Origin of the sequence: Candidatus Pantoea multigeneris (assembly GCF_011752615.1) — a bacterium.
Classification (GTDB): domain Bacteria; phylum Pseudomonadota; class Gammaproteobacteria; order Enterobacterales; family Enterobacteriaceae; genus Pantoea; species Pantoea multigeneris.
In genome coordinates this window covers 1,074,529-1,092,712 of record NZ_VWXF01000001.1, presented here as the reverse complement: position 1 = coordinate 1,092,712, position 18,184 = coordinate 1,074,529, and the positions used below count along the sequence as shown (strand labels likewise).

11 protein-coding genes are annotated in these 18,184 nt (G+C 46.7%); 6 read left to right on the top strand and 5 right to left on the bottom strand.

What is annotated here, in order from left to right; all coding sequences use genetic code 11:
* Nucleotides 1–79: 79 nt before the first annotated feature.
* Entirely contained in the window at nt 80–787 is a 708-nt protein-coding gene (gene hda, locus F3J40_RS05045; protein ID WP_017347732.1) for a DnaA inactivator Hda, read from the top strand.
* 5 nt (nt 788–792) lie between these two features.
* Here the strand turns inward: hda and arsC are convergent, their stop codons facing one another.
* Together arsC and bepA are read right to left on the bottom strand one after the other, a co-directional pair.
* Nucleotides 793–1,140 carry an arsenate reductase (glutaredoxin) gene (gene arsC, locus F3J40_RS05040; RefSeq protein WP_167012812.1) on the bottom strand — a complete coding sequence of 116 codons (348 nt, stop codon included), beginning with the start codon at nt 1,138–1,140 and terminating at the stop codon, nt 793–795.
* A 3-nt stretch (nt 1,141–1,143) separates the two neighbouring features.
* Nucleotides 1,144–2,607, bottom strand: a complete 1,464-nt coding sequence (bepA, locus tag F3J40_RS05035; RefSeq protein ID WP_167012811.1) for a beta-barrel assembly-enhancing protease — start codon at nt 2,605–2,607, stop codon at nt 1,144–1,146.
* A gap of 485 nt (nt 2,608–3,092) precedes the next feature.
* Between bepA and F3J40_RS05030 the strand changes: the two genes are divergently transcribed.
* Together F3J40_RS05030 and F3J40_RS05025 are read left to right on the top strand one after the other, a co-directional pair.
* Complete coding sequence (locus F3J40_RS05030; RefSeq protein ID WP_167012810.1) at nt 3,093–3,704, top strand: DsrE family protein; 612 nt, start codon at nt 3,093–3,095, stop codon at nt 3,702–3,704.
* 190 nt (nt 3,705–3,894) lie between these two features.
* Nucleotides 3,895–5,457, top strand: coding sequence for a sensor domain-containing diguanylate cyclase (locus tag F3J40_RS05025; protein WP_167012809.1), 1,563 nt, complete (start codon nt 3,895–3,897; stop codon nt 5,455–5,457).
* A 37-nt stretch (nt 5,458–5,494) separates the two neighbouring features.
* Here F3J40_RS05025 and bcp read toward each other — a convergent pair whose 3' ends face one another.
* Complete coding sequence (gene bcp / locus F3J40_RS05020; RefSeq protein ID WP_017347727.1) at nt 5,495–5,962, bottom strand: thioredoxin-dependent thiol peroxidase; 468 nt, start codon at nt 5,960–5,962, stop codon at nt 5,495–5,497.
* A gap of 76 nt (nt 5,963–6,038) precedes the next feature.
* Nucleotides 6,039–6,614, bottom strand: a complete 576-nt coding sequence (locus F3J40_RS05015) for a glycine cleavage system transcriptional repressor (protein WP_167012808.1) — start codon at nt 6,612–6,614, stop codon at nt 6,039–6,041.
* Between the two features lie 142 nt (nt 6,615–6,756).
* Between F3J40_RS05015 and dapA the strand changes: the two genes are divergently transcribed.
* The 3 genes from dapA to purC all read left to right on the top strand — a co-directional run bounded on the left by dapA (nt 6,757) and on the right by purC (nt 9,523).
* Nucleotides 6,757–7,635, top strand: coding sequence for a 4-hydroxy-tetrahydrodipicolinate synthase (dapA, locus tag F3J40_RS05010; RefSeq protein WP_167012807.1), 879 nt, complete (start codon nt 6,757–6,759; stop codon nt 7,633–7,635).
* A gap of 13 nt (nt 7,636–7,648) precedes the next feature.
* Entirely contained in the window at nt 7,649–8,677 is a 1,029-nt protein-coding gene (gene bamC, locus F3J40_RS05005) for an outer membrane protein assembly factor BamC (RefSeq protein ID WP_167012806.1), read from the top strand.
* 132 nt (nt 8,678–8,809) lie between these two features.
* The gene (gene purC, locus F3J40_RS05000) at nt 8,810–9,523 is read left to right on the top strand and encodes a phosphoribosylaminoimidazolesuccinocarboxamide synthase (RefSeq protein WP_167012805.1); all 714 of its coding nucleotides are present in this window, start codon (nt 8,810–8,812) and stop codon (nt 9,521–9,523) included.
* A 43-nt stretch (nt 9,524–9,566) separates the two neighbouring features.
* Here the strand turns inward: purC and F3J40_RS04995 are convergent, their stop codons facing one another.
* Nucleotides 9,567–18,026 (bottom strand): hypothetical protein, encoded by an 8,460-nt coding sequence (locus tag F3J40_RS04995; RefSeq protein WP_167012804.1) that lies wholly within the window; start codon nt 18,024–18,026, stop codon nt 9,567–9,569.
* Between the last annotated feature and the right edge of the window lie 158 nt (nt 18,027–18,184).

The window sequence follows — 18,184 nt, the reverse complement described above, 5'->3', positions numbered from 1 at the left end:
GGCGGGCAGGGAAGCCCGATTCGTCAACAGCAAGATTTGTGTTAGACTACCTGGGATTATTGCCAGGTCTTCCACTGAGGTGCATCTGAACACGCCGGCACAGCTGTCACTACCGCTCTATTTACCAGATGATGAAACCTTCGCCAGCTTCTGGCCGGGGGATAACCCGTCGCTGTTAGCATCGCTGAAAAGTGCCCTGGACCAGCCGCACGGCAGTTACCTTTATTTCTGGTCACGTGAAGGGGGTGGGCGCAGTCATCTGCTGCACGCAGCCTGTGCAGAAATGTCGGCGCGTGGCGCAGCCGTAGGCTATGTACCGCTGGATAAGCGCACCTGGTTTGTCCCTGAAGTGCTGGAAGGCATGGAACAACTGGCTCTGGTCTGCATCGACAATATCGAATGCATTGCGGGAGAAGAGCCCTGGGAAATGGCGATTTTTGATCTCTATAACCGCATTCTTGAAACCGGCAATACCCGTCTGCTTATCACCGGCGATCGTCCTCCCCGCCAGCTCAATCTCCAGCTGCCTGACCTCGCTTCCCGGCTCGACTGGGGGCAAATCTACCGTCTCAATCCACTGTCCGATGAAGATAAATTGCAGGCATTACAGCTGCGTGCGGGTCTGCGAGGGTTTGAGCTGCCGGAAGATGTGGGCCGCTTCCTGCTTAAACGGCTTGATCGTGAAACGCGTGCCCTGTTCGAAACGCTGGATAAGCTGGACCGCGCTTCCATCAGTGCCCAGCGCAAACTGACCATTCCGTTTGTCAAAGAGGCGCTGGGGCTGTAAGCGTCTTAGAGGATCTCCAGTACCGCTTCCGGTGGGCGGCCAATGCGTGCGTGTTCGCCGTTAATGACAATCGGGCGTTCGAGCAGCTTAGGGTTAGCCACCAGCGTTTCCAGCAGCGTGGTTTCACTCAGCGTCTCGCGTCCTAAATCCAGCTCGCGGTACAAATCTTCTTTACTGCGCATCAGTTGGCGCACGCTGCTCATGCCGAGCTTCTTCAGGAGGATTGCAACCCTTTCTGCATCGGGTGGTGTCTCCAGATAACGCACTATCTCCGGCTCGATGCCGCGAGCCTGAAGCAGTGCCAGTGTTTCCCGGCTCTTACTACAGCGCGGATTGTGGTAAATCGTGACCATGAATTATCCCTTCTCATACGGACGGAAGCGCGTCTGAAGCTGACGCAGCTGATCGATGCGCGCATCATAGCGCGCCTGTTTAAGGCTGCCGAGCGGAACCTGAGCGCTGGCGCTGCTTAGCGCCGTAATGGCCTGGGCTAGCTGGCCATCCAACGCGAGGCTTTCCGCCCTTGCCGCCATCTCTTCGTCATTCAGCCCTTGCTGCGCGCTGGCCTGTGCAAGCAGATCCCAGCCGTTAGGGTCATCCGCGTGGCTAAAGGTGTAGCGGTTAAGGATGTGGCTGGCCTTCGCAGGCTGTTTTGCCTCGATATAGGCATTAGCCAGATTCAGCTGTAACACCGGGCTGGTGTTCAGGCTTTTAGCACCGTTCAGCATGGCTATCGCCTGCTGCGGCTGATTCAGGCCAATATCGATATCGGTCATGATATCGAGGAACCAGACGTTTTCCGGCTGCTGCGCCAATAGCGGGGCCACGATCTTGCGGGCATCCGCGAATTTTTTCGCCTGTAAGAATTGTATTGCCCGGCCATATTTTGCCGCCTGTTGCTGACGCGTATTACCGCGATCTAACTGCTGTAGCAGGTCATCCGTCAGTTGATTGCGGCCGGTCGCGTACATACCCAACGCCCGAACCTTCGCCATGTAGTAGCCTTCAGAAGACTGCACCACCACGGGGCGCATCTGGTTAGCGCGGTTACGTGCATCGGCCAGGCGACTGTCGGGCAACGGGTGGGTGAGCAATATTTCCGGTGGTTTGGAGGAGAAGCGGCTCTGATCTGCTAGCTTCTGTAAAAATTCCGGCATCGCCTGCGGATCAAAGCCTGCGCGCTGTAGCACCTGAATCCCGATTCTATCGGCTTCCTGTTCATTGCCCTGGGTAAAGCTGATGATCCCCTGCTGGGTACCCGCTAACGTGCCGGTCAGGGCCGCCATGCCTGCCTGCGGACTGGCCATAGCTAACAGGATTGAACCCAGTGCGCCTACCCAGGTGAGGGGTGCACTGGCCTTTTGTGATTCCATTGCGCGGGCGAGGTGGCGCTGCGTTACGTGGGAAATTTCGTGTGCCATCACAGAAGCCAGTTCGCTTTCGTTATCGGTAAAACGAAACAGTGACGCGTGCAGCACCACATTGCCGCCAAAAAAGGCGAAGGCGTTCAGTTCATCGTTTTGAATGAGAAAAAAGTGAAACGGCGTTTTCACGCTCCAGGCGTGTGCGACCAGACGTTGACCGAGTTGATTAATATATTGATTCAGTAAGGGATCGTTAATTAATGGCGCACTGCCGCGCAGTTGGCGCACATAGAAGTCGCCCATCTGCATCTCTTGCGCAATAGAGAGCGTAGCACCTGCGGTAGTGCCAATATCCGGCAGGTTATCGCTGACATCCGCTCGCGCAGGCAGCGTGCTGACCAGTAGCAGCCCGGGTAGCAATGCCGCCAGAAGCCTCTTTTTAACTCGGTTTAACATGCTGTCATCCTCATCCTGTGGAGAGCCCGAAAATTTGACCTGCCAAACCGCGAAGGGTTCTGCCTGACAGGTGCTGACGATAGCTGCAGGGATGAATAGCAAATTTTTAGCCATGGGAAAAGGGCCAGTTCCCGCTTTGCATCAAGAAGTGTATCAACGTTGCCGACAGAGCGTCGCTTACCCAGGGGAAGTCTGAAATTTTTAGTCATTAACCCGATCGACTTGATCACCTGCGTCCACATTAATAAGCCTACGTTCGGCCTTGTTTTTATACGGCGACGATTGTGCTGTTAAATCTCAGGGGAAAATAATTAGTTCCAGTGTTTTATTTACGTTGTGGGAATAACCCGTGGTTTCAACCAGGAGTAATCTCAGTACAGTGGTGTTTTATCAGAAGAACGCGACTTATTTTTTTATCGGATGTCATATAGATTAGCTGTATATTTTAAACGGATATTTAATTCTCGTGCTGGAGTGACTACATAATGCGGTCTGTACTTTCATATGCCCTTATTGCGATTATTGGTGGTGCCGTCGGTGCTGGTGTGGTTCAGGCCGGAGGCTGGTATGATCAAGCCGCCACGCACCTGACACAAGCAACGCCTGAGCCAGCGGGCTTCTGGATCACACCGGCGATTGCCGGATACGGTAAAATTCACTACGTTGATACCCCAGCGTATAAGCCGGGTACTGTATCCGGCGTAAGTAATAAAGTGGTCTTTCAGATAAATAAATATGACGGCGATTTGAGTCGGCCGAATATTAGTCTTGAACGTGTGGCGCGAATGGTAAATCTCTATTCTGCGGCAGGTGTTCCTCTGAATAAGCTTGATTTTGTGGTGTCCATGAATGGCAGCGGTGTTTTAGCCGGGCTGACCGATGCGCAATATCAGAAAGCCTATAAGATGGATAATCCAAATTTACCGCTGATTGATGAGTTAGAGAAAGCGGGCGTTAAGATAACCGTGTGCGATCAATCTGTCGCGTTTGAACATCTGCAACGGGAGTGGATCGATACGCGTATTACGCACACGATCTCCAGCGGTACCACCGTGGCAACCCTGGAAAACCAGGGCTATGCACTGCTGATGTTGTAATCTGTCTGTTCGCCGGGCCAGTGTTGTGCGGCGAACGCCTCTTCCTGTTCCTCTATGATCGTCTTCCCACAGGTGCTGATTTTCGCTGCGCCGTGTACAATCTGGCCTGATACACCAGGACAACATACCTCACTTTATAACAACGATATCAGGCACTCCATATGGGTCATTTTTCTTTGGCGCGCGGGCAATGATGCGACTTCGCCTAAAAACCGATCTGCGCACGCTGATCGCACTGCTGGCTATTATCAGTATTGTCATTACGTTGGCTAACGCGATGTACGCCACCTGGCGGGTACAGCGCATGGTGCTGATTGACAACACGCTGGAGGCAAACCGGGCTTATGCTGCCAAACTGGCCAATACCAGCGAAATCTTTTTCCAGCTGGCGCAGTCGCAGCTGCACTACAGTGCCAGCTTGCTGGCGCAGGACTTTGATAACCCCCGGCTGTTACAACAGGAAGTGGATCGCCTACGCACGCAGACCAGCAGCTTTAACTCCGTGGCGGTGGTGGATGCCAGCGGGGTGGTCAAAGCCATTTCGCCGGAATCACTGATGCTGAAGGGGATGAAACTCAGCAGCACCTCGTCCCGTGAGGCGTTGAGTCAACGAAAGCCGCTGGTTAGCCAGCCCAGCATCTCCGCCTCGAACAATCTGATTGTGTTTGTCTCCTGGCCTGTCAGGCGCAGCGACGGGCATTATCTCGGCTACGTGGGCGGAAGTATCTATCTGAAAAAGAAAAGTATTCTTAATACTCTGTTGGGCGAGCAGTTCTACCGTGATGGTACTAATGTCTACGTGCTGGACAGCCATAATCAGGTGCTTTATCACCAGAATCCCCAGCGCGTGGGAAGTTATCTTCCGACGATGCTGACTGGCGAGCGGCGACAACAGAGCAGTGGTTCAATGCAGTTGACGTTGCCGGGTGATGAGCCTCAGCTGGCGGGATATGCGCTGGTCCCTACCACCGGTTGGATGGTCGTGGCACTTAAGCCGACGGCGGTGACGCTGGAGCCGGTGGCGGGTCTGTTAATGCGGGTGTTAAAACATTCGGTGCCGTTCGCGTTGCTCACGCTGCTCGTGGCGGTGTTGCTGGCACGTTTGATTGCGCTGCCGCTGTGGTCGTTGGCACGCAAAGCCAGCCTGATGGACGTGCAAGGGGTTGAGAAAGAGATTGGCACCGTGCGCGCCTGGTACTTTGAAGCGGCGCAGGTGAAACGGGCGCTGTTGACCGGGATTGGCCTGATGCAGGATAAAATCGGCCGCCTGAAATCCGAGGTACAAACCGATCCCCTTACGGAACTGCTCAACCGCCGTGGCCTCGGCATAATGCTGGATTACTTCCGTTCGCTACAGCAGCCGTTTGCGGTACTGGCCCTGGATATTGACCACTTCAAGCGCGTCAATGACAACTGGGGTCACGATGTAGGGGATGAAGTGATTCGTCAGGTGGCACACAGCTTGCGTCGCAATGCGCGTCACAGTGATGTGGTTTGCCGTAGCGGCGGCGAGGAGTTTCTCATGATCCTGCCTGATACCGCACTGGACGAGGCCGAAAAGCTGGCACAACGTATTCGTCGTAGTATGGCGGAAATGCCAATTGGTGAAGTCGGCCATATCACGTTATCGGTCGGGGTGGCACGTTGGTCTGGTGATAGCCAGCCGCTGGAGAGGGTGTTGAAGCAGGCAGATGCGGCACTTTATCAGGCGAAAGGCGCAGGGCGTAACTGTGTGATGATAGCCAAATCGTAGGGGAAGACTCTCCGGCAGTGATGCCGGAGAGCGACAATCAGGCAGACTGCAGGTAGTCGAGCACGATGTCGTGGTGGTTGGAGGTTTTGAAGTCATCAAATACCTTCTCAACCTTGCCATCCTTGCCAATCAGGAAGCTGATGCGGTGAATCCCGTCATAGGTTTTGCCCATAAAGGTCTTCTCGCCCCAGATACCAAATTGTTCGCATACCTGATGATCTTCATCTGAGAGCAGCGTAAAGTTCAGCAGCTCTTTCTCCGCAAAGCGCGACAGCTTTTCTGGCTTATCGGTACTGATGCCCAGAACTTCAACGCCTGCTTTTTTCAAACCATCCATGTTATCGCGCAGGCCGCAAGCCTGAACGGTGCAACCTGGTGTCATCGCCTTTGGATAGAAATACACCAGAACGCGCTGTCCCTGGAAGTCGGCCAAATTTACTTGTTCGCCGTCCTGATCGGGCAAACTAAATTTCGGTGCGGTATCACCGGCTTTCAGTGGATTCATAACCTCTCTCCATTTTGTTCTTTATGCTGTCGAAATTCACCATCCCGCGCGAGTATGCGCAACGGGATGATACTCTTCAGCGGTGCGTGCGGGAATGCCCGACCGCAGTATTCTCATCAACTCGGTAACGACGCAACTGCCCCTTGGCGTTAATTTCCTGACATAACAGGGAAAATGCCGATTCAAAACCGGTAATATCCGCGCTGGCGGTGCAGTGTGCTGTCATCTGAATAAACAGCGTTGGGCTATGCGGAGACGGGCTGATACGTGAGGCCAGCTCTGCAACGTTCATCTGGTGTTTATCAAACAGATCGGTAAAGCGCTCAATGATGTGCGGTGAGTCCGGGAGTTCAACCTCGACCCACACGGTATCTGGCATCGCTGGACGGGCTTCAGCCTTGGTGCGCTTCATGACAATCAGCAGTTCAAGCTCTGCGCCTTTGAGGGGCAGGGTGGACTCGATCAGCGTGATGGCATTCCAGCTCCCGGAGAGCAGCATAATGAAAGTGAACTCATCCCCGAGCATGGCAAGGCGGCTGTCTTCGATGTTGCAACCGCAGCTGCTGACGTGGCGGGTGATCGTATTCACGATGCCCGGACGGTCAACACCGAGTGCGGTGATCACCAAATGGTGCGGCTGATGGGGTGACAAATTCTCATTTCCTTTTCATTCGCTAATAACCATAAGGTAAACATAAAAAAAACTGCTGACAAGCGCAGGAATGGTGTGGCTCCCTTGCTTTTCTGTGAAACTAAACCTTACCATGAAGAACTTGTTATTGAGGGGATCGCCAATGTTCACGGGAAGTATTGTTGCAGTAATTACGCCGATGGACGACAAAGGTAATGTCGACCGTGCGAGCTTGAAAAACCTGATTGAGTATCACATCGCGAGCGGCACCGCAGCGATTGTTTCTGTAGGAACCACCGGTGAATCCGCAACCCTCAGCCATGATGAGCACGTAAAAGTCGTTCTGACTACGCTGGAACTGGCCGATGGCCGCATTCCGGTGATTGCCGGCACTGGCGCAAATGCGACAGCAGAAGGTATCGCGCTTACCAAACAGTTCGAAAACAGTGGTGTAGTAGGTTGCCTGACGGTAACACCTTATTACAACCGCCCATCTCAGGAAGGGCTGTATCAGCACTTCAAAACCATTGCTGAGAACACCGATCTGCCGCAGATGCTGTACAATGTCCCGGCACGTACTGGCTGTGATCTACTGCCAGAGACCGTGGCACGTTTGGCTGAAATCAAAAATATTATCGGAATTAAGGAAGCAACCGGGAACTTATCCCGCGCTACCCAGATCCAAGAGCTGGTTGGTGATGACTTCGCGCTGGTGAGCGGTGATGACGCAACAGCACTTGATTTCATGCAACTGGGCGGCAAAGGGGTGATTTCGGTCACTGCCAACATTGCAGCACGCGAAATGGTTGAACTGGTTGCGCTCGCGCAACAGGGGAACTTCGCGGAAGCACGCCGCCTGAATCAGCGACTGATGCATCTGCATAAGTCACTTTTCTGTGAGCCTAATCCTGTTCCGGTGAAATGGGCTGCAAAACAGCTAGGATTAATCGCGAATGACACGCTGCGTCTGCCAATGACGCCGCTGACCAGCAATGGCGCGGTAACCGTTGAGCAAGCGCTAATTAAAGCGGGTCTGCGGTAAGTAGGGAGTTTGAATGAATTTTTCAGTAAAGCGGTCAGCAGTGGCCACCGTGGTGGGCCTGTCAACGTTGATGTTACTGTCAGCCTGTTCCAGCGATCAGCGCTATAAGCGTCAGGTCAATGGCGATGAGGCCTATTTACAGGCGGCACAGCTGCAAGATCTGAAAGCACCCGCAGGATTGATTTTGCCGGTGCAAAACGGGGCTTATGATGTACCGCATACCAGCAGCAAAGGCTTTGTTGGTAAGCAGTTAGATATCCGTCCACCAGCTCAGCCGCTGGCACTGGTTAACGGGACGCGTGCTCAGTTCTCGGGCAACACTGGCGTACTGAGCCTGGAAAACAACCGTGGTGCCGTCTGGCAGCAAGTTGTGGGCGTGGTGCAGGCCAATAATTTCCCGATCGCGCAGCGTAACGATGGCGCACAGCAGCTGACCACCGACTGGGTGCAGTGGAACCGCGCTGATGAAGACCAGCAATACCGTGGTCGTTATCAGTTGAGCGTGAAGTCGCAGAGCTATGAGCAGGTGCTGACCGTACGTTTACTGGAACTGCAACAGTCAGGCCAGCCGGTGACTTCACCGGTACAGCTCCAGCGTTATACCGCACAGATGCTGAACGCGATCAGTAACGGTCTGGACAAGATCGATACCGCTTCGCAGAACGCAGCCAGCCGCGCGGTAGGTCAGATTGATGTGCAGAGTGGTGCCGATGATACCGGTCTGCCACAACTGGTGCTGCGTGCGCCATTTAATGCCACCTGGCAGCGCCTGCCAGCGGCACTGCAACGTGCTGGCATGACAGTGAAAGATGACAACCGTTCGCAGGGTAGCCTGACCGCTACTTATAAAAACCCAGGCAGCGGTGCATGGGATGCGATTGGTGCGAAAGACCCAGAGTTGCCAAACGGTGACTATAAACTGCAGGTGGGCGATCTCAACAATCGCAGTAGCCTACAGTTCATCGATCCGAAGGGCCACGTGCTCACTCAGTCGCAAAATGATGCGCTGGTGGCAGTGTTCCAGGGCGCATTCAATAAATAAATCACGTCAGGCCGGAATTCTTCCGGCCTTTTTTTTCAGAATTTGGCATAATAGCGCCCGGCAAGGTAAACGATTGCGTCTGGCGGTCGTCCTCTGCTTTCCACCCGTTATTTCATGTCTGGAGTTAACAAGATGCAAAAGCGAGCTGAGTTGTATCGCGGTAAAGCGAAAACCGTATACAGCACCGACAATCCGGATCTACTGGTACTCGAATTCCGTAACGATACGTCAGCAGGTGACGGCGCGCGAATCGAACAGTTTGATCGCAAAGGTATGGTCAACAACAAGTTCAACCACTTTATCATGACCAAACTGCAGGAAGCTGGCATCCCGACTCAGATGGAAGCATTGCTGTCTGACAATGAAGCGCTGGTGAAGAAGCTGGAGATGGTGCCGGTTGAGTGTGTGGTGCGTAACCGTGCTGCGGGTTCTTTGGTTAAACGTCTGGGCGTGGAAGAGGGCATTGTGCTCAATCCACCGCTGTTTGACCTGTTCCTGAAAGATGATGAGAAACATGACCCAATGGTCAATGAATCTTACTGCGAAACCTTTGGTTGGGTAAGCAAGGCAAACCTGGCACGTATGCAGGAACTGACCTTCAAAGCCAACGACGTGTTGAGCAAACTGTTTGATGATGCAGGCCTGATTCTGGTGGACTTCAAGCTGGAGTTCGGTCTGTTCAATGGCGAAGTGGTGCTGGGTGATGAGTTCTCTCCAGACGGCGCCCGCCTGTGGGATAAAGAGACCATGGCGAAAATGGACAAAGACCGTTTCCGTCAAAGCCTGGGTGGCGTGGTTGAAGCCTACGAAGAAGTTGCCCATCGTCTGGGTGTGAAGCTGGATTAAGCTAATAAGGGGCAGTTGCTGCCCCTTTACAGGGTTGACAGTTCTAATCCTCGGGGATATCAACAACTACTTGATTATTTCCAACAGCTGGATTATTGCCAACAGCTGGATTATTGCCATCAGGCGCCGGAGGAGGCATTGCGACAGGATTTCGCCTCCAGCTAGCCTCTGTGGGGACATATCCTGGCTGACGAGGGGCACGAGTACGTTCCAGCCACTCAGGATCGGTTGCAGGGTAAAACCCATAATCGCGATTGTCAGGCTTAAAGGAAATAAATCGACCCTCGTCATGCCATTTCTGCATGATTCTTTCAAATGCCTGGTCATAATCTTGAGCTGGGCCATGCCAGCCAATCCAGGGGTCTACGATATAGTTATCTTTCCACATATCGGCACTAAAATCTGGGTGACTGTACTGTTTATCCGGGAACACAGAACCATCAGGTCGCCGTATTGATACTGTCTCTGAAGTTAGCCTGCTAAAATCAACATCTCCGACTACGGTAAAGGTATGTGCACGAGGCATGGCCCATGTTTGTGCTATCCCCCCAGCATCATTTATTAATTTTGCGGCTGCAGCCGCCATTTGGTCACAGTTCCCGGCCCCAAGGCGTAAAATAGTGTCGAAATAGCCGGTGTAACCCTCGTGATATTTGTCATAATCGTAGAGATAACTCACCAACGGGTGTGCAGCAGACTGGCGTCGAGCGTCCACTGCATCAAAAGTCCGGAATCGGGGACTTGTTGCGACCGTTAACTTTTGATTTGCATTTTTAATTCCCGATGACTCAAAGCTATTGATGACTAAATAGTAAGATTCTCTTCCGAGCCATTCATTTTTTTGGCTGGCAGTCCTCATTGAAGTGGGAAGCGGAGGAAGTTTTTTAGACGGCATTGATACATTAAGTGGCGGACGCGGTATAGGTAAACTCTGCGCGATAGTGTCAGTAAGCAAATTGTTTAAATGATAGTTATAGTTATACGGATACTGGCGGACGATTGAGCTAATAATTCCATCGCTGACTCCGCGAGCATTCAGATTTTTTCTGACGTCCGCGTCTGCCATAAGCAATATAAGGTCTCTGGATGAAGGTGGCTTCTTGTTATTTGAAAGATTACTGAAGAGATCGATATGATATTTTACCCAGGCAGAATGGGGTGTTCTATGTGGGTTAGCATGGGTGTTCCAAGCCACATCCATTCGTTGAAATGTAAGTATCTGATTTTCCAGTTCCCCGCTTATAAGATCATTGGCTATTTGCGATTTTCTGTAATAAGGCGAGCCGTGATGTATAAAAGTAGCATAGTAAAATAGTCCCGGCATCGGGTTAATAATAACTATGCGTTGATTCCCTCCGTAGTATCCAACAGAGCCACGTAAAATTCTCTCATCATCAACCTGGTGGGTAATGCTTTTAATATGAACAGGGATAGTATTTAAATCAAGTAAATCATCAGTCTCGGCGGATAACTTACCGAACGTATGGTCAACTTTCAAACTACCCTCTACAGTCTCCCGAGCAGTCACAATTTCTCCTGCACCAACGTCTGGGGCGTATGCAGCGCGAGAAAAACCAGGTGCATTAGCATCCTCAACCAGGCGATACTTCCGCCAGTCGTGTACCATTACTCTTCCGGCGGCTTGTTCATCAGGAATCAGAATCTCGTTATATAAGGCCTGATTTCTGACGCGCATAGCGTCTGTGCCGTAATCTTCAATTTTCGTGTTAAATCTAATACAACCTGTTTGACGCCTTCCCCTGCTATTACAAATATCAATATTTTCTAACTTCATTTCAGATAGCGGTGATTTTTTCGCCAGTGCTGAGTGTTCAGCAGCATCCGCCAGTTCAATTACGGCTTTAGTGGCCTTGTCAGAGGCAATGCTATTTTTTCCTCCAAACAAGGGGGCTAAATCATCGATTCTCCCGATAAGATTCATAGCATCAGTATCCTTTCTCAGTGCATTAACTAGCTTATCGCCCAGAGATTTGAATGTTTTAGCTGAGGGAAGCGGTACTGGAGCAGCGTTGAGAACTGTATCGGCTATGCCGTAACCCATAGTTTTTGCTGCCAGCTTCATCCCTTGCTGTAGAGCACTATCGGAGGTGGCATGTCCCACGGATTGTACTGCCTGTGACATAATATTTTTCAGGTGCTGATTAGCAGTACCTTTCCCATAAAGCGTTAACATGCCTCTTCCGGCGGAAAATCCGCCGGATTTCAGAAAATGTGTGAGTCCACGATAAACACTATGTTGCATTGCCTTAGCGGCAAACTTGGCACTTACCGCTGCTGCTTTTACAAAAGGAATAAAAATGGTTGAGTCCAGAATTAATCCTAACTCATCCCAGATCGTGCGGTCATCAGGATGTGTTTTAAAGTAAGAATAGAATGGGAGCCAGTCTGTCCAACTGGTAGGCCTTGATGCTTCTGATGATCTTTCCGTAGGTATTTTTCCTGAATTTTGGATCTGATAATTCACTTCCTCCTGGAGTGGGGTGTCCCACACGGCCGGGGTGATTTGTTCAGCAAGCCGATAAGAGGATGATGCGGGATTAAAAGCAGACAGAGGCGCATGAGGTTTAGCCTCGACCCATTCATCCGGACTCAGGCCAAGAACCGATGGGATTAAATTAACCCATTGAGACATTTTATTGAGATCTAAATCACCGAGCTTGTCTCGATTTGGACTCTCAGTTTGGTATATTATTTTACGAATTTCTGACGGTGCTGTCCATGGGCTGAGTAACGCGATGGCTGAAATTGATTTCCTGTAAATCGCAGATAAGTAGGCAATATCCACATTGTCACCAGATGCTCCACGTACAAACTTCAATGTGCCAGTATCTTCCTTTATTATATTATAAAAAATATTATCCTTGTTTGTTTGTTCAATCTCAAGAATCGCATAAATGCCGTTAGCTAAGAGAACAGCGTTGCGCTGGCGTGGTCGATAAAGCCGCCATCTTCTATTCTTTATTAACTCAAGGGTTTCTACAGGAAAAGCATTCACCAGGAATTTAATCTGGGAGTTCATAAATGGATGGTGTTTTTTTATAAACACATTGGATTGAGTTTGAAATTCATTTATAACTTTATTTTTTAACATTCTGTTATTTGAACGTGAATTTTCATTTAAAATATTGCTACCAGATAGTATGGCATCATATCTTTTTAGTGGTAACTGATATCCGGATGCTATAACATTACCATCTAAAGAAACGGGGCTATCTACGATAGTTTCCGCCTGGACCTCATCTTCTGAACCCGGAATTAAAGTTTTAGCGATTTCATAGATATCCGGAAAATCTGCCTTATCATCCTGAAACGTCTCAAATTGTTCTGCAAACAAACTCTCTGCCTTGCCAGTTGTTTCAAAAAAGTCAGTTGCGTTATTTTCTTTCCATCTCTTTGCCAGGCTTTCATTTTCAATCCTAAAAATGAATCCTGAAAGAAGTTGCAAATTATTTGACTGACTTGCTTCTGATGACTGCGCTTCACCAGGCGCAGAAACTACTGTTTCTTGTAAGTGGCTAAGAGGTGACCCCATTTTATCAGGGTTAATATGATGGCTTTTATCTAACAAGTAATACTTCGCAAAAATATCCTGAGTAGACATCCCTAGTGTACTTCGAGGAGAAATTTCTTCAAGGATTTTTGCTGTATAACGTAGTGTCATTCCCGCAATAGATAAAGAGTAATCTTCTTTAAATCGATCTATATCAGAAAGGAAAAGCTCTGGGCGGTGGCGCTGAAGTAAAAGTTGAGAAATTATTTCTGCATGGGATTTATTATCTACAAGATTTCCTGAAATTAATGTGCTTTCGAGTGAACTTAAAGCCTCATTTTTAAAATTTAAGGCTGAGGAGTAACTGTACTTATCATCAAATGACCAGTGAGTTTTAATTTGTGACCAGACAGAATTTAGCACGGTATCGAGTAAAAGCCAGGCATGCTGACCACCGGTAAGGCCTTGGCTGGTCATCCAATAAGAAATGTTATCAATTTCTGGGTTTTTTTGTGAGTAATCAATGACATCTTTATTTGTAATATTGTTAGGTAAAAACTTCAGGGTTCCTGCTGTTGAACGAAATTCAGGTGATGCCTGCATAATCTGATAAAGAGATTCAATATTCTTCCAGTTATCAGGAAAAGTAACCATTTCACTTTCACTAAGCCCTGATAGATCAAGTAGCCAGGATGCAAGAGATTTGCCAGGAGCAGTTTTGATTTTTTCATCTCTGAGTGATTTTAGATTGGTCTCTTCTACTTCATCGCTTAACTCTGGGTGTTTTAAAAAGGTTTCTTCTATGATGGTGGGCGATTTTTCTTTTGAGACTGATGGTGATAATGAGATGTCAGAATTAATATGAGGGTTATAGAATTCTTTAGTTAGAACAACAAGTGCGATTAAGTTTTTCATCCGGTCTGAGTACGGATATTTATATATATTTGTCAAAGCAGGTATGCTAAGTTGTTCAAGGTTAATATCAATAGAGAATAAACCTGGCTCGTCAGGTTGCATAGGGAATGCTTTCTTTTTATGATCAATGGATACTATCCTTCTTAATAAATACCACGCGCTCTCGCCATTTGAGATTGTATGTTTAAATATTTTGGAAAAGTTTTCAAGTGTGCTTTTTTTAGTCAGCCAGGCTGATATCATGATATTTGCCTGATCTAAAGATTTGGCATTGTTCTGTAATAGTGCACATAGTGGTTCAAGCATAAGCTGGGATAAAATATGAGGATCGTCATTATCTGAGGGTATAATAGCTTTAAGCTGATTGTCTGATATGTTACTTTTCCATGGGTCATTAAGCGAATCCTCGGTGTAGGAAGAAAATTTATCTTTATTTTTGAAATAAGAACCGTGAATATACGCATTATAAGCAATTTTGAATAGCGTCCTGAATGTATGCGTATCAGCTATTGTCATTGATTCCGGTGTGCCAACCTCGGAAACAACATCATCTGCAGCAGGGGAATTATATGGTCTTGTTAAATGATTTAACCAGATATCCAGAAAATAATTTTCATTGTCTGGGATTTTGTCCTGAACATACCAGCGTAAAATAATCAATGAAGTTAATGGGAAGCTTGCAGCTTTATTGTCTTCAATTTTGATCCAGAATGCTATTTCTTTAGCGATTTTTTGCGCAACATTTCTGACACTGTCCAGCATCAGGAATAAATTTAATTTTTTTAAACGAGTTTTACGATCATCATCATTTTTTAAATTTACTGCTTTAATTTGATCCGAGAAATACTCGTCAAAACTGATATCTTTTCCATCAGAAGATGCATTCAGGGCATTGAGAAACTTGTCTGAAGGTGCAGATATCACCGCTTTGAGAATGTTACCATATTGCCCTGTTTCGCCGAATGCGGATTCGTATTTTTCCATGTTTGGCAGACTAAGTTTAGCTATTTTCAATACTGGGTTAGTTGCAAGATTTTTTATTGATTCTGAGGATTGTGATAGTAGTTTACGGCTAATTTCTTTCCAGTATAAAGCAGCAGGGAAATATCTTTCATCATTTAGAAAGTTGTTCGGTAAGTTGTGTTCCTGTTTAAAAGACGATAAAGATTTTTTTAGATGATAATCCATATCTCTAATGATCATTGCCGCATATTTAAATGAATCATAATTACTTAAAAGTGAAGGGTCTGCGGTTTTTTCGGAGATTTCTTTTATGTCAATAATCCCCTCAGTTGACACACCTGCATGTTGTGCAAAGATTCTTAGCCTTTGAATTCCTGTTGACAATATCTCTTCACTCGTCATATTTTCTGTGACGGTTATGTTTGTTCCATATTGTTGATTGTTTTCAGATAAAATGTTACTAATGTCTCTGATAAGCGCATTATAGGCCTCCATTTCTGGAGATAGTCCGTCTTTCCATCTTTTTAATTCATTATCCATAAAGCTATTATAAAAACTTAGTGATGGTACTTCTATATTTCCATATTTAATTACTGGGTGATTATTAAGCATCTCGTTCATGCTCTGAATTTGAGTGTATAATTTATTGCTAATGGCTAACCAGTAATATAATGTTCTTTTGTAATTCAAAGTAAAAGGGAAGTTTTCGGGTAGTAAATTCTCTTGCTTAAATAATTCATAAGAATAATCAAAATAATGTAAAAAATCTATGTAAAGCATATAGTAGCGTGTTAGTGGAAGGATGTTTTTTGTCGTACTCTTTGTGGCAACTTCAGCCATGTCTATTACTTTACTGTTTTCAACCCCAGCATGTAATGCAAAGCGGACCATTCTATTTTCTGCGTGAAGTAATACATCTTCAGCATGAGCATGACTATGAATTTTACTATGTGTGCCAAAGTAAGCGTCATTCATTTCAAGAATAGCTGTATTGGTAAATCCTGTCATGTCGATAAAATGACTTTCTTTTGTATTAAAATAAATTAGCTCTGGACTTGAGTTTTCTACTAGGATGTATTCTTTTTCAGGTCCGAGCTTTGTTATTTTTATCACGTCTGAAATAGTAGGATCTAAATCGTATGCATGACCTTCTAAATTAACCTTCTCCCTATGATCCCTTACGCGATCAGCTAAACTTCTTTGCTGAACATTGCCTGACTTATCCTCCCAGTATCTGTTGTTGCTGGATATAGATACTCTCAATGCGTCAGGGGTGTATTTATTTTCCTGTGTGCTGTATAAGTAAATATACCAAGTGTCTTTTGATAAAGGGGATGGGTAAAATGTCCATTGATAAATATCATCACCCTCTGTTTTAATAAAATGTTTAAAAGCCCCTGTACTTTCTAGTAAGTAATAGGTTTCAGTGTTGCCATTTAATTCTATATCTATTTTTTCTGGTTCATATTCCATAGGGAGTGATATATCACCTCGAACACTTTCAGATGCCTGTGCGCCTGGTGATTGCCCCTGAGGTCTGGCATCTACCGGATTATAAAGTGTGAACTTTTGGAGGATAAAAGATAATTTATTATCGAGGTTTATTGCCGCAGATAGTGCGCTATTATAAATTGAACTACTAATTTCATAAGGATGATTAACTAAACTCTCACTGGGTAAACTATTAACCATAAATTCACTGGCCTTATTAACCCCTTTGGTGATAAATCCATTTCCCACATTGCTTTTTATATTTCCCTCTGGATTTGATAAGTTTTTGTTTAATTCTGTAATTTGTGTTGAGGTTAGTGTTTCATACCAAAGTTGACTCTCTGTGATTTTTTTTCCTGATACATCAGATAGCCAGGATTTATATTCCACTACAAAATCATTGCCTTGAGGCACTGCTCTGATACTCACCCCTTTAAACGGTCTTCCCTCACGCAGGAGCTTATTCATCACCGGCGTTATTTGAATATCATGTGGCGTATGGGCTAATATCCTGTTTGAGCTTGTATCATCTGGAGGGTTTACACTACCATTATCTTTTCTTATTGGTGATTGAATAGGTTGATCCAAATCAAAAGCATTACCCTGAAAGGTTTCTTTTTGCGAAAATGATTTTGTTATTACACCCTCACTTTGATTTTGACCATTAGGAAGTAAACTTTGACCAACAGTGCTGGTTTTTTTGACATCAACGAGTTGACGTAAATTCCATACGGTAACGCCATCCCGTTGCTCAATATCTACTTTGTTTACCATCTCCGGTGTGACAGACTCATAGAGCATAAACAACACCGAATCAGAGAAGTCAGCAATGGATTTTGGTAACAGAGAAACTAACATTCCGGCATAGGCTTTTGTTTTTTCGTAGATATCATAAAAATACGGTAGTGTGATTAGTTTTTTACCAATCTCAGTGTCTGGCAAAGGAATGTTTCTTCCTGACATCGTATAATCTATGGCAACCGTAATAAGAAATGTAATCGCATAATAGTGTATCGGGATGTCTGGTAAAGCATTCATTACAGTTTGTAAGCTACTGCTTATCAGAAGTAATATTTCTCTTATAAATGTGGGTAAATATGAGGTATACAAACGAATAAATGCCGGGATTAAGTCAGTGTGTGTGGCAATTATAGGCAGTGCATTCATAGCCTGCCAGGCACAATCTATAACTGTTTTCCACCCATAACTCCCTTGCTTAACTATGTCATACAATTGATAAGCAATTTTAGATAAGCTTAATAAAGGGAGGTTAATATAGCTATCCGCCATACTCATGACTCTACTGCCTGCACGCTCAAGCAACAGGGTAGCGGCATTAACATTGGTATGATAAATCGTCCGTGCGGCTTCAGAGTGCCATAAACTCATGCTGCCAGGTTCTTGAGGGAGGGCTTCGTAGGTGCCGGAAGTTGAATTAAATAGCCTCTCTCTGTGCTGAATGGCTGACAATCTTTCCTGTAATTTTTTTGCGTATGTTTCTGGGTAGCTTGAGAAGCCATGCCGTGAAAGCTCCAGAACTTCAAGGTCTGGAATTAATTCAATTTTTTCATTTAAATCAACCTCTTCATCATTGCTTTGAACTGCATTTTTATGCTCACTCATAACGACTATGTCCAGTTTTATTAACGCATTTGGAAATTTTAGACTGCCTTTCTGGTTTTTGTGTTTTTTTCTGTGTTTTATGATGCAGGCCAGATTCTATTGGGCTTCAAGCTGAATTCGGTCTGTTCAATGTCGAAGGGGTGATGAGTTCTCTCCAG

Coding starts and splice junctions, on each gene's coding strand:
- F3J40_RS05030 (WP_167012810.1), top strand. CDS start 3,093: ATGCGGTCTGTACTTTCATATGCCCTTATTGCGATTATTGGTGGTGCC.
- purC (WP_167012805.1), top strand. CDS start 8,810: ATGCAAAAGCGAGCTGAGTTGTATCGCGGTAAAGCGAAAACCGTATAC.
- dapA (WP_167012807.1), top strand. CDS start 6,757: ATGTTCACGGGAAGTATTGTTGCAGTAATTACGCCGATGGACGACAAA.
- bamC (WP_167012806.1), top strand. CDS start 7,649: ATGAATTTTTCAGTAAAGCGGTCAGCAGTGGCCACCGTGGTGGGCCTG.
- F3J40_RS04995 (WP_167012804.1), bottom strand. CDS start 18,026: ATGAGTGAGCATAAAAATGCAGTTCAAAGCAATGATGAAGAGGTTGAT.
- bcp (WP_017347727.1), bottom strand. CDS start 5,962: ATGAATCCACTGAAAGCCGGTGATACCGCACCGAAATTTAGTTTGCCC.
- F3J40_RS05025 (WP_167012809.1), top strand. CDS start 3,895: ATGATGCGACTTCGCCTAAAAACCGATCTGCGCACGCTGATCGCACTG.
- bepA (WP_167012811.1), bottom strand. CDS start 2,607: ATGTTAAACCGAGTTAAAAAGAGGCTTCTGGCGGCATTGCTACCCGGG.
- arsC (WP_167012812.1), bottom strand. CDS start 1,140: ATGGTCACGATTTACCACAATCCGCGCTGTAGTAAGAGCCGGGAAACA.